Origin of the sequence: Mucilaginibacter sp. 3215 (assembly GCF_050433785.1) — a bacterium.
Lineage (GTDB): Bacteria > Bacteroidota > Bacteroidia > Sphingobacteriales > Sphingobacteriaceae > Mucilaginibacter.
The window spans coordinates 1-14,190 of sequence record NZ_JBNPWO010000030.1 but is presented as its reverse complement, the minus strand read 5'-3'; the positions used below and the strand labels follow the sequence as shown (position 1 = coordinate 14,190).

Below are 14,190 nucleotides of genomic sequence, written 5' to 3'. Positions count from 1 at the left end.
TCCGAACATGAATTACAAAAAACTCAACAATATATTTGGCTGGGTGGCCTTTATCATTGCCACGGTAACTTACATTTTAACCCTTGAGCCATCATCAAGCTTTTGGGATTGCGGCGAATTTATAGCCTGTATCTATCGCTTACAGGTAGCCCACCAACCCGGCGCGCCCCTGTTTACCATCATTGGCAAGGTATTTACCCTGCTATCCATGGGCGATAATACCAAAGTTGCTTATTGGGCCAATATGGCATCGGCCCTGGCCAGCGGCGCTACCATCATGTTCCTGTTCTGGACCATTACAGCCCTTGCTAAAAAACTATTGGTTAAAACACAGGAACAGCTTAATGTTACCAACCTCGTCCTGATCATAGGTTCGGGCCTTGTAGGCGCATTAGCCTATGCATGGTCGGATACCTTTTGGTTTTCGGCTGTTGAATCGGAAGTTTACGCACAATCATCACTTTGTACTGCAGTAGTATTTTGGGCGATATTAAAATGGGATGCCCATGCCGATGAGCCTCATGCCGACAGGTGGATAGTTTTCATCGCCTATGTAATGGGCCTTTCCATCGGTATTCACTTATTAAACTTACTGGTGATCCCGGCTATCGGTTTGGTGATCTATTTCCGCAGGGTAAAAAATGTTACTACAAAGGGAACGTTGCTTACCTTTTTGGCAAGCGTGGTGGCCCTGGCCTTTGTACTTTGGGGAGTGATACAATACACCGTAAAAGGCGCGGCTTTTTCCGACCTGCTTTTTGTAAACACCCTGGGCATGAGTTTTGGCAGCGGGGCAGTAGTGTTTTTTGTACTGCTCATTATTACCATTGTTGCAGGCATTTACTATACTATAAATCCTGTTAAACCTGCCATTATTTTAGCGGCCGTATGCTTTGTATTGATATTAGGCATAAGCGGTGGCATTATTGGCCTGATAGTAAGCGGAGCAGTTTTAGCCTTGTTAGAGTATGTAGTAAAGATCCGCGAAAAACGCTTCGCGCTCAACAGCTTTTTGATCTGCCTGCTGTTTATCCTGTTTGGCTACAGTTCATTTGTAATGATCGTGGTACGTGCAAAGGCTAACCCTAACCTGAATAACAGCGACCCGGAAAATGCCTTTGCCCTAAACAGCTACCTTAACCGTGACCAATACGGCGATACCCCGTTATTATACGGGCAGTTTTTTGATTCGGAAGCTACGGCTCAAACCGAAGGTGCTAATATTTACCGCCGCGGGGCAACCAAATACGAAGTTGCCGGTAAAAAATTGAATACCGTTTATGACCGTAATACCATATTCCCGCGGATGTTTAGCGATAAGCCCGGCCATCCGGAGTTTTACCGTGAGTGGACTGGTCTCGGGGAAAGCGAACACCCAACCTTTGGCTCAAACATCAGTTTTTTTGCCAAATGGCAGATCAATCAAATGTATACCCGCTATTTCCTGTGGAACTTTGCCGGCAGGGCTAATGATCTTGACGGTCAGAGTTTAAATTCAGGTGCCGACGGCGAATGGATCAGCGGATGGAACTTTAACAAGCCCCTTCCGTATTCGGTTACCGAAAGCAAAAGTTATAACCGCCTGTTCTTTTTACCGCTTATCATAGGCTTGTTTGGCGCGGTATTTCATTTTGCGCGCAACCAACGTGAAGCCGGTGTTGTAGCCATCCTTTTCGTTTGCACCGGTTTGGCTATTGTACTTTACCTTAACCAGGACCCACTGCAGCCACGCGAACGTGATTATGCCTACGCCGGTTCTTTTTATGCCTTTGCCATATGGATAGGCCTGGGCGTGATAGGCATTGCCGATGTGTTAAGCAAAAAGCTGAATGCAAAGATTAGCGCCATTATCTCTACAGTGGTTTGTTTACTGGCCGCTCCTTTATTAATGGCCAACCAGGAATGGGACGATCATGACCGCTCAACCAAGCTTACCCCGCATGATATGGCTTATAACTACCTGAACTCATGTGCGCCAAATGCTATTTTGTTTACCTATGGCGATAATGATACTTACCCGCTTTGGTATATACAGGAGGTGGAAAATGTACGCCCCGATGTGCGTATCGTGAACCTGAGCTTGCTGGGCACCGACTGGTACATCCGCGGTATGAAAAACAAAATGAATGAGTCGGAGCCACTGCCGATCAGCATGACAAACGATAAATTTAAACCGGGCGTACGTGATGTGATCTACTTTAGCGATCAGAAAATCCCGGGGGCTACCGAGCTGAAAGATGTTTTCGATTTCATCACCTCTGATAAAAAAGAAGCCATGGTTGAGTATAACAATGGCGATGTTGCCAATTACCTGCCAACCAATAAATTCAAACTAACGGTTAACGCTGATGAGGTTATTAAAACCGGCACTGTACCAACTGCCGATAAAGATAAAATAGCCCCGGAAATGGACTGGACATTTAACGGTCGTTACGTTACCAAGGATGTACTGGCGATGATGGATATCCTGAGCCATAACAACTGGAAGCGGCCGATTTATTTTTCGGTTACTGTACCTAACAGTAATATGATCGGCCTGGATAAATATATGTATAACGAAGGCTTCGCTTACCGTTTACTGCCATTAAAACCGGATACAGCCGTTGGGCCGCTTGAAGCCAGCAACATCGGTAAGATGTATGAAAACATGATGACCAAATACAAATGGGGCAACATGAAAAACGCCAGCTATCTTGATCACGAATCAATGACGATGTTTTACCCGCTTATCACCAGGCTTTATTCAACCCTGGCCGATGACCTGGCCAAAGCCGGCAAACCTGATTCGGCCCGTAAAGTACTTAAAAAATATGATGAGGTAATGCCAACCACTATTAACTCATTAGAGATAGCGGTACGTAAATATTATATGATTGAAAACGCTTATCGTTTAAACGATATTCAGCTTGGCAACAAACTGGCTAACCTGGTTGATGACTATGTAAGCAATCAGCTTGATTACAGCTACGCACTATTCCAAAAAGGCGAAACCAACCTCGAAAACCGTGACCTGCAATATTCCATGCAGATATTAGGTGGCTTGGTTGAGTTTAGCAAGCAATACAAGCAGCCGCAACTATTCAATAAATTCAGCACGCAGCTGAGCGGCTTTGAAAAGAAATTTGGGGTGACGGGAAAAAAGTAAGTCTCCTTTTCAATTTTTGAAAATGCCCACCGGTGAGGAGGGCATTTTTTTTATCTACACGAGAGCTGGTCGAAGTTTAGCGTCAGCGTAACTTCGACCTAAAACAGCTCAAGCTTTCAGCTTGAATGTCCTTGCCTAAAAGAATTAAAGCGAGCATGTTAACCTGAGTCGCGGAAGCAGGATGCTTCCGCGATTTTAGGTCGAAGTTACGCTGACGCTAAACTTCGACCGGTGACAGGGCTTACAATTATTATTTCTTTAATTTACCGATATTCCTGTGGAGTTTAACCAAAACATCATGGTTATTTATTGTTTATACTAAGCGTAATATATATTTGCCACAATGAAGATCCTGCTCATAGAAGATGAACCCAAACTGGTATCCATTATCCAGCGCGACCTAACTGCCGAAGGCCACGAAATAAGCGTTGCCCTTGATGGTACAACCGGGTTGGAAATGGCTATGAAAATGGATTTTCAATTGATCATCCTTGATATCATGTTGCCGGGTATTAATGGCATTGAGGTTTGTCGCCGCTTACGGCAGGCCAATCAAAATGCTGCTATATTAATGCTTACGGCACTCGGTACTACCGAAAACGTAGTAGTAGGCCTCGACAGCGGTGCCGATGATTATATGGTTAAACCCTTCAGCCTGGCCGAGCTTAACGCCCGCATCCGGACGTTAGCCCGCCGCAATACCAATCTTGCACAGCCGCCAAACGTGATACAAATTGCCGACCTGGTAATTAACGGCGACGAAAAATCGGTTAAGCGCGGCGATAAAACCATCGACCTGACAGCTACGGAATATCGCCTGCTGGAGTTTCTGGCTAAAAATAAAAACCACATGCTTAGTCGCATTGAGATATTGGAGCATGTTTGGAACATTGATTTTAATATGGGAACCAACGTGGTTGATGTATATATTAACTACCTGCGCAAAAAGGTGGATAAAGATTTTGACAACAAATTGATCCACACGGTTATTGGCATGGGCTATATTTTAAAAAATAACGCAGCCTAAATGAGCATCCAGAAAAAAGTAGCGTTGTTGTTCCTGGTGCTAACAGTGTCGGTAATATTGATATTCAGCAGCGCCATTTTTTATTTTGTACACCAGTTTACCTTCGATGATTTTTATAAACGGCTTGAGACCCGTGTAAATATCTCCTCTCAGATCCATCATCTGAATGATCGCGACAGCCTCGGCATGTACCGTGAAATTCGCCAGCGCTATCTGGAACGCCTCATAGCCGAAAAGCAATACATCATTAAACCTGATATTTACACAAAAGGCAAAACGGTGACAGGTGTTCCGCGCCAATTAATAAATAACATCATCGCCAACGGTAAATCGAGGTTTAAAGCCGATAATGTATTTTACGCCGGCAATATCTTCCACTTTCCCGAGGGGGATGCTATCATTGTGGTTTCGGCAACCAATCCATCGGGCCTTAGTGAGCTGAATGATCTTGAGCAGGTGCTGATAATCAGTTTCCTGATTTCGATATTGATCGTGTATATTATTGGTCGCCGGTTTTCATACCATACCTTTAAACCGGTACGCAGCATCATAAAAAAGGTAAATACCATTACCGCCAGCAACCTGCATTTGCGTTTGGAGGATTACAACGGGAAAGACGAAATAGCCGAGCTTACCCAAACTTTCAACAACATGCTCGACAGGCTGGAGACCGCCTTTGAAACCCAGAACAACTTTATCAGCAATGCCTCGCATGAGCTGCGTACCCCCCTGGCCATCATTAAAGGCGAAGCCGAACTTTCCCTCAAAAATCTGGATCAACCAGGGGCAGATCTGCATAAAAACCTGCAGGAGATATTAACCGGCACCCAAAGTCTGCAAGATATTATTACCAGCTTATTGGGACTGGCACAGAGCGGTTTCGATGGCAAAAAGCAAAACTGGGAACAGATCCGTGCCGATGAAATGGCGTTTATGGTTAAAGAAGCCGTTGATCATATTAACCCAACAAATAATCTTAGTATTGATTTTTCATCACTGCCCGATGATGTAGATAGCTTAGTGACAGAGGGGAACATCAACCTCCTCAAACTGGCTATAAGTAACATATGCCTTAATGCCTGTAAATACTCGGAGAATAAACCGGTAGTACTTAAAGTATATGCCGAGAATAACAGTATTATTTTCAGCGTAAAGGACCAGGGCATTGGCATCCCCGAAAGCGATGTGCAACACATATTTGAGCCATTCTTCCGCGCTTCAAATACCGGCAAATATGAGGGGCACGGCGTAGGTCTGCCTCTTGCACTAAACATTGTAAGGCTGCATAAGGGCAATATCGGTATCGTTTCTAAAGAGGGCGAAGGTACCGAGATCAGGGTGATGCTACCTGTTTATAAAATTAAATAATACTTTTTGCCACCAACGAACCCGTGAGGGTATTGTGTGTTTTATAGGCATTGCAAAACGAATTAAGCATGGCGCAAGAGATTTCTTTTTCCCGCCAGCTCTCAACCGTTTGTTTATCATTTTATTTCAACATTGAATTTTATTAAGATTACCCCATCACTGGCACAGCTATTGTTTTAATCAATCTGCATCAAAACTAAACACCATGAAAGCATTTAAAATAAAACTGGCCGTCATGCTGCTGGGATTAACATTGGGCGCTACCGCGCCCTTGCTGGCGCAATCATCCAAAGATACTTCATCATCAACTACCAAGGCTAATGGGGCAGGCGCCGGGAACGGGTCGAGCCAGGGTGCTCCGGGCGTAGCTACCGTATCAGGCACCGGAACGGGCACATTGCAGGACAGTGACAAAGCCAGCGTACCCAGCGGCGATGCCGGCGTAAAGCAAAGTACCGATCAGAAAGCAGTAAACCCATCGCAGATAAGCGGGTATTGGATCCTTGGGGTATTCAGCTTTATCGGTCTTATAGCGCTCATCCTTTTACGGAGAACCAGGAAGACCAATCATAATTAATTAACCTCAATGATCTTAACGCCCCATGGCTCCAGTTTTAAATCGCTGTTTTTGCTGACATTATCGCCTGATAACAACTCTTTGCCATTATTATAAGGATAAGTCAGATTGGTTTCTTTTGCCGAATAATTAAAATAATAATGAACCGTTTTGCCGCCCTGGTTTACACCTTGTTTGGTGATAACCGGCCAGGCTATCTGCTGATCGGCACCCCAGAGGCCAACTTTTTTTACGGCATCGGCCAATAATTTGTCGGTAACGGCGCTGCTGGTTAAGCTGCCAATGTATGTTGCCTGGCCCTTGCCGTAAGTGTTTTCGGTAATGGCGGCATACTTGCCCCAAACCGGGTGATCATAGTAAGCTAATACTCTAGCGGTAGTAGGGGTAATGAGCTCCATCCAGGTATTAAGCTTTTTATCTTCGGGTTTCAGGTTCCAGTCATCGGCTTTTAATGATACATTGCTGGGTTCGGTGAACTGGCTGTAGTAAATTCCGCAGGCTTCTTCAATAATTCCCGGCTGATGGGTGGTACGTACTTTCACATTTTCGTCGGCGAAACCGCTTTTGAAGGTATAAATGATGTGCCCGCCGTTTTTAACATATGTATTTAAGCGCTTTAACAAACTATCCGGCGCCGCGTATAGCAGGGGAACTATCAGCAGTTTATAATCTTCAATATTTTTACTTGTCGGATCAACAAAATCACAGCCTACGTTCATATGGTACAAGCCGTCGTAAAACTGGCGCAATACATCATTATAGCCGGTACGTACGCCCCAGCCAAAGCCAAAAGCTTTAAAGCCGGTAAGGGCTTCGTTACTGAACAGGATGGCTACGTCGTTTTTCTTTTTCAGGTTGATGAGTTTGCTGCTTAGCCTGTCGAAATCTTTGCCGATGGTTTTAGCCTCTTCATAAACCGGGTTGGGTTCAAAATCATGGCTTAACAAACCTTTCCAGTAGGTTTCGGCCGAGTTATGGATAGAGTGCCACGGCCAGTAGCTCACCATATTGGCGCCCGACGCCAGGTGACTAAAGGCCTGCAGCCTCAGCTGCCCCGGATATGGTACCCATTGCGGAAAGCCCTGCGCCTCTGTTTCGATGGTAAGGTAGTTTTTGCCGCCTTTCATTGATCGGGCCACATCGCCCCCAAAGGAGATCTCCACGCCGGTAAGTTTATCCTGGCTGGGGTGATAAATATCTATGCCCGCAATATCCAAAGCTTTTGCCGCTGCAAAATGATCAACATCGGGCTGAATGCCGAACGAATAGCCGTGCCATTCCAGGTCGAAGTTTTGGGTGATGAATTGATCGGGACGTTTATATTCGCGCACTATGGCTGCCTGCCATGCTAAATAATCAGTAACCAGCTGCCGCTGAAATTTGGCAAACTCCGATGAAAGGCTACCATTAATGGTATTAACCATCGACGGAAAATCGTCCCAGTTATTGATGCGGTTGCTCCAGTAATCGAGCCCGAAAATGTGGTTGATGTTATCAAGCGTTTTATATTTAGCCTTCATGTAGTTAACAAACAGCGCCTGTACGTTTGGTCCGGCTGTGCCGTACGATTTGGTTTCGTTATCTACCTGGTAACCGATTACGGCCTTGTTATCCTTCACATGCTCCATTATTTTGCGGATAACACGCTCGGCATAAAAACGGTAATCTTTATTAGTGATATCCATGTTTTGCCGTGGCCCGTACTGGTTTTGGCCCGATGGGGTAATAGCTAAGATCTCGGGATGTTTTTTTACCATCCAGGTAGGCACAGCATAGGTTGGCGTACCTATAATAACATGGATCCCTGCTTTTTGCATAGCGTTTAAAACCCTGTCGATATGGGTAAAATCGAAAACGCCATCCTGTGGCTCTTCCGTGCTCCAGGTTGATTCGGCAATGCGCACCACGTTAATGCCGCAGGCTTTCATCATTTGCACGTCCTTATCCAGTCGTTCGTAAGGCATGTACTCATCATAATAAGCTACGCCGTAAAGCAGCTTATCCATTTTAGGATATTGCGCGAAAGCAGATGCAATAAAAAGTAATTGCATCATGAAGAGCAGCAGGGATTTCTTGTTCATAAAAGCGATATTTAGGACAACTGGCTTGTGCTGATGAAAGTACGAATTAATTGTGTTTTTAACACACAATGTTAAAATATTTTACGATGTGAAACAGATGTAGTAGTACACAAAACTTTTATTGCTATTTAAAAACTGATATTAGCCCCCTGTTGTAATACCATTATAACCTGTTAGTATTTCCTTATGAAAACAGTTATCCGTTATCTGCTCGTCTTGATATTTTGCTGCGCAATGAGCGCCCATGCTCAGCAAAAACGCCTTACCTACTGCAACCCGCTTAACCTCGATTATGGTTACACCCCTTTCGAAACATTTGCGAGCTGGGGCAAACACCGCGCCACTGCCGATCCGACCATGACTTTGTTTAAAGGTAAGTATTATTTGTTCTCTACCAATCAGTTTGGCTATTGGTGGAGCGACGACATGCTGAACTGGAATTTTGTGTACCGCAAATTTGTCCGTCCGTACAATGAAGTTAAAGGCGATGAACTTTGTGCTCCTGCAACGCTGGTTTTGGGCGATACCCTGCTGGTGATCGGATCTACCTATAATAAAGATTTTACCCTGTGGATGAGCACTAATCCTACACATGACGATTGGAAAGCCGCCAAAGATTATTTTAAAGTAGGCGCATGGGACCCGGGTATGTTTGCCGACGATGACGGACGCGTTTATATTTACCATGGCTCCAGCAATACATTGCCACTTTACGGGCAGGAAATTGACAGGCATACCTTTGAGCCCATAGGCCCTAAAAAGGAAATGGTAAAGCTTAACCCCGAAGAACATGGCTGGGAACGCTTTGGCGAACATAACGATAATGTGTTCCTGCTGCCCTTTATTGAAGGTTCGTGGATGAACAAGTATAAAGGCAAATACTACCTGCAGTTCGGTGCTCCCGGTACCGAGCAAAGCGGCTACGGCGATGGCGTTTTTGTGGGCGATCACCCGCTTGGGCCTTTCACCTATCAAAAGCATAATCCTTTCTCATACAAGCCGGGTGGCTTTGCTAAAGGCGCGGGTCACGGCGCTACCTGGGCCGATAAATATGGCAATTACTGGCATATCAGCACAATGGGCATCTCGGTGAAAAACAACTTTGAACGTCGCATTGGCTTCTGGCCTGCCGGGTTTGATAAGGATGGCGTACTGTACAGCAATACCGCTTATGGCGATTATCCGCATTATTTATCCAGCGGCCCCGAAGACCATCTGAAAAGTAATTTTACCGGCTGGATGATCCTTAATTATAATAAACCTGTAGAGGTTTCATCAACCCTGGGCGCTTATGCCGCCAATAATGCTGTTGATGAAGACATTAAAACTTATTGGAGCGCCAAAACAGCCAATAAAAGAGAATGGCTTAAAACTGATCTCGGCGGAATCAGCACTGTAAATGCCATCCAAATTAACTATGCCGATCAGGATGCCATGTTTATGGGCAAATCATTAGGTGTGTATCATCAGTATATCGTTTATTCGTCGGTTAACGGCAAAACCTGGCAGCCCCTTATCGACAAAAGCAAAAACCGTAAAGATGTGCCGCACGATTATATCGAGCTTAAAAGCCCTGTCAAAGCGCGTTACATAAAAATGGTTAATCTGCACATGCCTACAGGCAAATTTGCAATATCTGGCTTAAGGGTGTTTGGTAAAGGTGTAGGTGCAAAACCCGATACCGTGCAAAACCTGATTATACTGCGTGGCGACAGCGAACGCCGCAATGCCTGGCTTAAATGGAAGCCAAACGATAATGCCACCGGCTACACCATTTACTTCGGCATAGCGCCCGATAAATTGTACAACAATATGATGGTTTACGGCCGTAACGAATACTATTTTAATGGGATGGATAAAAGCCTGCCATACTATTTTCAGATAGAAGCGTTTAATGAAAATGGAATTTCGGTGAGGACAAAAGTTGTGAAGGTGGAGTAGTGTTAATATTCCTTTCATTCAAAGCGTTTTATCTTACTGGAGACTTAATTATGTGTCTCTACATAAAATATTTTTAAATTTGATAAATACAGTTTGCAGGTAGACAGTTCATTGCCGTTGGTTTTAACCAACGGGATAATAGGTAGCACAAAAGGGGCTTCAGCCCAAATCGCTTACATAGTTTGGCTAAAGCCAGGAACTTTTAGCTTTTTTACCGTTGGTTAAAACCAACGGTAATGAATATTTTATTCAAACATAAGATACTAAATCCCCCTTATGGTAAAAACCATCCTTCCCCTCCTCATAACCTTAATGCTCAGCATTACTGCCAAAGCCCAGCAAGCCGATAGTACGCTGAAAAAATCGCCCATAAAAACCCTGAGCGACAAAAAGTTTACCCAACTGATTACCGGTGAGTATTTATTTGACGATATTGAACAGGTTGCCCGGCTTAATCATTACCCCATGCCCGATGCAGCGCTGAAGTTTAAAAAAGAACTAAGCCTGAGCCCGGTTCAGCTGACCAAAATTACGGCCATTGCTGCCGAACTGCACCGCAAACGTGTAGAGATGGGCAATTTTATAGTTACCAACGAAACCACACTTGATAAACTGATGAGAAAAGGGACGGATAATGGCAGCATTATCTTTTACGCCAACCGCTCGGGTTTGTATTACGGAGAGCTCAGGAATGCCATTTTGCAAGCCTGTTTAAGCACCGGCAATGCATTGGCCCCTCAGCAAATCACGAAGTTGGAAACACTCACTGCTCATAATTGAAAATATCCCGTTTGATTTGCTTAATTTAGCGCCTCCAAATAAAGTGTATGAAGATTACGTTTGATTTTGAAAAACCACTGGCTGAGTTACAGCAGCAAATAGAGAAGGTAAAGCAGGTTGAGGAAAAAAACAAACTCGACATGTCGGCAACTGTTGCCGAGCTGGAAGGAAAGCTGGAAGAAGCCAAAAAAAATATATACAGCAACCTCACAGGCTGGCAAAAAGTACAAATTTCACGTCACCCCGAAAGGCCTTACACCTTGCAGTACATCGAGCTGATGTGCGATGATTTTATTGAACTGCATGGCGACCGTACCGTTGGCGATGACAAAGCTATTATTGGTGGTTTTGGTACGCTGAATGGCCAAACAGTAATGTTTATCGGTCATCAAAAGGGTCGTAACACTAAAGAGCGCCAGTACCGTAACTTCGGTATGGCTAATCCGGAAGGCTACCGTAAAGCCTTAAGGCTGATGAAAATGGCCGAAAAATTCAACAAGCCCGTTGTTACTTTAATTGATACTCCGGGAGCTTATCCGGGTTTAGAGGCCGAAGAGCGCGGACAAGGTGAAGCCATTGCCCGTAACCTGCTCGAAATGGCAGTGCTGAAAGTGCCGGTGATCTGTGTTATTATTGGCGAAGGCGCATCGGGCGGCGCATTGGGTATTGGTATTGGCGATAGGGTGCTGATGCTGGATAACTCATGGTATTCGGTGATCTCTCCCGAAAACTGCTCAACCATTCTTTGGAAAACCTGGGAAAATAAAGAGCGTGCCGCTGAAGTACTTAAACTAACCTCGACAGAAATGTTTAAGAACAAGCTAATTGACGGGGTGATTAAAGAACCGCTTGGTGGTGCCCATCAAGATCCGGTTGCTATGGCCGGGATTCTGAAAAAACAATTGTTAAAAGACCTGAAAACCCTTAAAGAGCGTAATATCGATGAGCTTGTAACAGAGCGTATTGATAAATTCTGCTCAATGGGTGTGGTTAATGAATAATATTCAATCCATTTGTTGATAGCAAGAGCTGCCCGAAAAGGCGGCTCTTGTTGTTTTACATCAACTCCATGTCATTGCGAGGAGGAACGACGAAGCAATCGCATGCTATACAGGGCCGCTATGCTTCCGTGCGATTGCCGCGCTGCGCAATGACATGTTTTTCTCTGTTTTATAAAGTTGCAAACGAGCGCAAGGAATAAGCTCAAGTCCCCCCTCAATAGTCGCAAATACCCCGCATACAAAACGGAATTTGATATTAAATTTGATCATCAATAAAACTGTTCATTATGAAGACAGAAGAATTAAATACCCCATTTGGCAAACTGGGCAATCCTGCACGGCGCGCATTGGCTAATGCCGGGATTACATCATTGCTTGAATTATCAAAACTTACCGAGAAAGAGTTTTTGCATTTGCATGGTGTCGGCAAAAGTTCGGTGCCGATAGTGAAGGAGAAGATGAAAGAAGAAGGTTTAGGCTTTAGGGAATAAAATAAGTGAACCCCTGTGCCTTCCCGCACAGGGGTGTAAAGCTTACAATATATAATATACGTTTGCTTTAGCGGCGGCAGCTTGCACCGGCGCCTTTTCACTCTCATGTTTATCGTTAAGCATCTGCTTTAAGTCGCGTTCAATGGTTTGCGATATGGCAGTTGTTGGGGTGTCTGTCGGTTTATTCTCAAATGGGTCCTGCAGGTGGATGGCCATTTTCTCTACCAGTAAAAATGCTGCTGCTATAGCTATGATCAAAGGTACTTCAAACATGCCGAAGAATTCGATGAGGCCAAATGGCAGCAATAAGATAAACAGGTACAGGCAAAAATGGATGTATAAGCTGTAGGTAACCGGAAATACCGTGTTCTTGATCCGTTCGCATTTTCCCATAGCATCACACAGGCGGTTAAGCGTGCCATCTATCTGCACTTGCTGGTAATCATTAAGCCATCCATTTTTATAAGCCAGTTTTAGGTCAAGCCCGTGCAGTTTTAGCAAACTGTTGGGCATGTTTGTAAAACGATGAGTAAATTTCACCTCTTCGTCAACCAGCAGGTGAGTGGCTTTGGCATATGGATCTTGCTTGCGTAATGATTGGCTTAAGCCATGGCACCATGCTATCTGCCTGTAAACAAACCGTTTTTTGAATCCTTCTATTTCTTCACATACAGCGTTATCGCCATCTAAGAAAGTGATCAACTCGCGCACCAGCGATCTTGAATCGTTCACTATAGCTCCCCAAATACTCCGGGCTTCCCACCAGCGGTCGTAGGCCTGGTTTGAACGAAATGCCAGCAGCAAGGATATGATGGTAGCCAGTATGGCCGGCACAGCAATTGGGATTGAAATGCGGTATTCAGGCAAAAAACGATGGAATAAGGCTATAGCTACAGCATACACGGCAACCAGTAACAATTCATTCTTTATTTTGCCTACCACATATTTTACCGGGATATTTTCTTTTAGTAACATAGATAGTTGTTTTAAATGATTTTAATAAATATTAAACCTCCAGCAGCTCATGCTCTGCTTCGGCATTAACTATGATTAAAGGCTGTTTAACCTCAGCTTTAAGGGTAATTATTTTATACCCGCTCCGTTGCATCAATATAGTAGGGTCAAAACTATTGGGTGTTAACCTTGCATAGCTGTGATTTTCGGGCATGGCAATCAGGCCTGTCTCTTTTTCTTCGAGATAGTTTTTAAATACAGCCACCGTGTTGCCATAAAAAAAATCGGGGGTGATGTTTTCTATCCGGTCTGCATAGTCATTCTTCAGCATAGTACAACCGGCGTAAAATTCATCGCTGATGAGCTGATATTCCCTGCTTCTGCGGGATAATAATAGCAGATCGGATATAGAGTCGGACAATTGCAGGAAATGAACGAGCGATATATTGAGCTTTTGATCCGGATAGCGCTCTGCTAAAACAGGTATAATGTTTAATGATGATAAGGTGAAATCAGACGGGATGATAATGTTTAATGTTTTCATGATGATACCTTTTTTGTGTTTACTACTGTTTGTTGATACAATAGTCGGTACCAGGCATTAAAACGGTTTAAGAAAGAAATTAGAATGTGATTAGAATTTTCAGGATGTCATCGATGGAGCACGGAATGATTTGTGCGTTGGGGTCACAGAGAAATTCTATACCCTGCCAAGGGCCATACAGGGCAGATAAGATCGTATGCATGAAACAGTTAAAGAAGAGTTCTTGAAAAAAAGGTTGTAGATTAAAGTAAACAACTAAGAACAAACACTTTAAATCAAGA

The 14,190-nt window shown here is 44.2% G+C and carries 11 protein-coding genes; 8 read left to right on the top strand and 3 right to left on the bottom strand.

The genetic code is table 11. The annotated features are described in order from the left end of the window. Positions 1-7: 7 nt before the first annotated feature. From ABIC84_RS26830 to ABIC84_RS26815, 4 genes are all read left to right on the top strand, one after another. A complete protein-coding gene (locus ABIC84_RS26830) occupies positions 8-3,145 on the top strand; it encodes a glycosyltransferase family 117 protein (RefSeq protein ID WP_429265554.1) in 3,138 nt (1,045 codons plus the stop codon). A 343-nt stretch (positions 3,146-3,488) separates the two neighbouring features. Beyond that, a complete protein-coding gene (locus ABIC84_RS26825) occupies positions 3,489-4,172 on the top strand; it encodes a response regulator transcription factor (protein ID WP_429265553.1) in 684 nt (227 codons plus the stop codon). Further along, entirely contained in the window at positions 4,173-5,540 is a 1,368-nt protein-coding gene (locus ABIC84_RS26820; protein ID WP_429265552.1) for a HAMP domain-containing sensor histidine kinase, read from the top strand. Positions 5,541-5,745: 205 nt separating this feature from the next. Beyond that, positions 5,746-6,117: a hypothetical protein gene (locus tag ABIC84_RS26815; protein ID WP_429265551.1), complete on the top strand. Its 372-nt coding sequence runs from the start codon at positions 5,746-5,748 to the stop codon at positions 6,115-6,117. On the opposite strand, the gene ABIC84_RS26810 is transcribed toward ABIC84_RS26815, so the two are convergent. After that, complete coding sequence (locus ABIC84_RS26810; protein WP_429265550.1) at positions 6,114-8,198, bottom strand: beta-galactosidase; 2,085 nt, start codon at positions 8,196-8,198, stop codon at positions 6,114-6,116. The genes ABIC84_RS26815 and ABIC84_RS26810 overlap by 4 nt on opposite strands. Before the next feature lie 186 nt (positions 8,199-8,384). On the opposite strand from ABIC84_RS26810, the gene ABIC84_RS26805 reads away from it, so the two are divergent. From ABIC84_RS26805 to ABIC84_RS26790, 4 genes are all read left to right on the top strand, one after another. Next, on the top strand, positions 8,385-10,139 hold the full coding sequence (locus ABIC84_RS26805) for a family 43 glycosylhydrolase (protein ID WP_429265549.1): 1,755 nt from the start codon (positions 8,385-8,387) through the stop codon (positions 10,137-10,139). A 276-nt stretch (positions 10,140-10,415) separates the two neighbouring features. Continuing rightward, on the top strand, positions 10,416-10,919 hold the full coding sequence (locus tag ABIC84_RS26800; protein WP_429265548.1) for a hypothetical protein: 504 nt from the start codon (positions 10,416-10,418) through the stop codon (positions 10,917-10,919). Positions 10,920-10,966: 47 nt separating this feature from the next. Then, the gene (locus ABIC84_RS26795; RefSeq protein WP_429265547.1) at positions 10,967-11,920 is read left to right on the top strand and encodes an acetyl-CoA carboxylase carboxyltransferase subunit alpha; all 954 of its coding nucleotides are present in this window, start codon (positions 10,967-10,969) and stop codon (positions 11,918-11,920) included. A 287-nt stretch (positions 11,921-12,207) separates the two neighbouring features. After that, positions 12,208-12,411 (top strand): DNA-directed RNA polymerase subunit alpha C-terminal domain-containing protein, encoded by a 204-nt coding sequence (locus ABIC84_RS26790; protein ID WP_354485905.1) that lies wholly within the window; start codon positions 12,208-12,210, stop codon positions 12,409-12,411. Positions 12,412-12,453: 42 nt separating this feature from the next. On the opposite strand, the gene ABIC84_RS26785 is transcribed toward ABIC84_RS26790, so the two are convergent. Next, entirely contained in the window at positions 12,454-13,386 is a 933-nt protein-coding gene (locus tag ABIC84_RS26785; protein WP_429265546.1) for a bestrophin family protein, read from the bottom strand. Positions 13,387-13,417: 31 nt separating this feature from the next. After that, complete coding sequence (locus ABIC84_RS26780) at positions 13,418-13,909, bottom strand: hypothetical protein (protein WP_090529199.1); 492 nt, start codon at positions 13,907-13,909, stop codon at positions 13,418-13,420. Positions 13,910-14,190: the final 281 nt, after the last annotated feature.

Excerpts from the sequence above, each read along its gene's own strand:
- ABIC84_RS26805 (WP_429265549.1), top strand. The coding sequence starts at position 8,385 with ATGAAAACAGTTATCCGTTATCTGCTCGTCTTGATATTTTGCTGCGCA.
- ABIC84_RS26800 (WP_429265548.1), top strand. The coding sequence starts at position 10,416 with ATGGTAAAAACCATCCTTCCCCTCCTCATAACCTTAATGCTCAGCATT.
- ABIC84_RS26815 (WP_429265551.1), top strand. The coding sequence starts at position 5,746 with ATGAAAGCATTTAAAATAAAACTGGCCGTCATGCTGCTGGGATTAACA.
- ABIC84_RS26790 (WP_354485905.1), top strand. The coding sequence starts at position 12,208 with ATGAAGACAGAAGAATTAAATACCCCATTTGGCAAACTGGGCAATCCT.
- ABIC84_RS26785 (WP_429265546.1), bottom strand. The coding sequence starts at position 13,386 with ATGTTACTAAAAGAAAATATCCCGGTAAAATATGTGGTAGGCAAAATA.
- ABIC84_RS26830 (WP_429265554.1), top strand. The coding sequence starts at position 8 with ATGAATTACAAAAAACTCAACAATATATTTGGCTGGGTGGCCTTTATC.
- ABIC84_RS26825 (WP_429265553.1), top strand. The coding sequence starts at position 3,489 with ATGAAGATCCTGCTCATAGAAGATGAACCCAAACTGGTATCCATTATC.
- ABIC84_RS26810 (WP_429265550.1), bottom strand. The coding sequence starts at position 8,198 with ATGAACAAGAAATCCCTGCTGCTCTTCATGATGCAATTACTTTTTATT.
- ABIC84_RS26780 (WP_090529199.1), bottom strand. The coding sequence starts at position 13,909 with ATGAAAACATTAAACATTATCATCCCGTCTGATTTCACCTTATCATCA.
- ABIC84_RS26795 (WP_429265547.1), top strand. The coding sequence starts at position 10,967 with ATGAAGATTACGTTTGATTTTGAAAAACCACTGGCTGAGTTACAGCAG.
- ABIC84_RS26820 (WP_429265552.1), top strand. The coding sequence starts at position 4,173 with ATGAGCATCCAGAAAAAAGTAGCGTTGTTGTTCCTGGTGCTAACAGTG.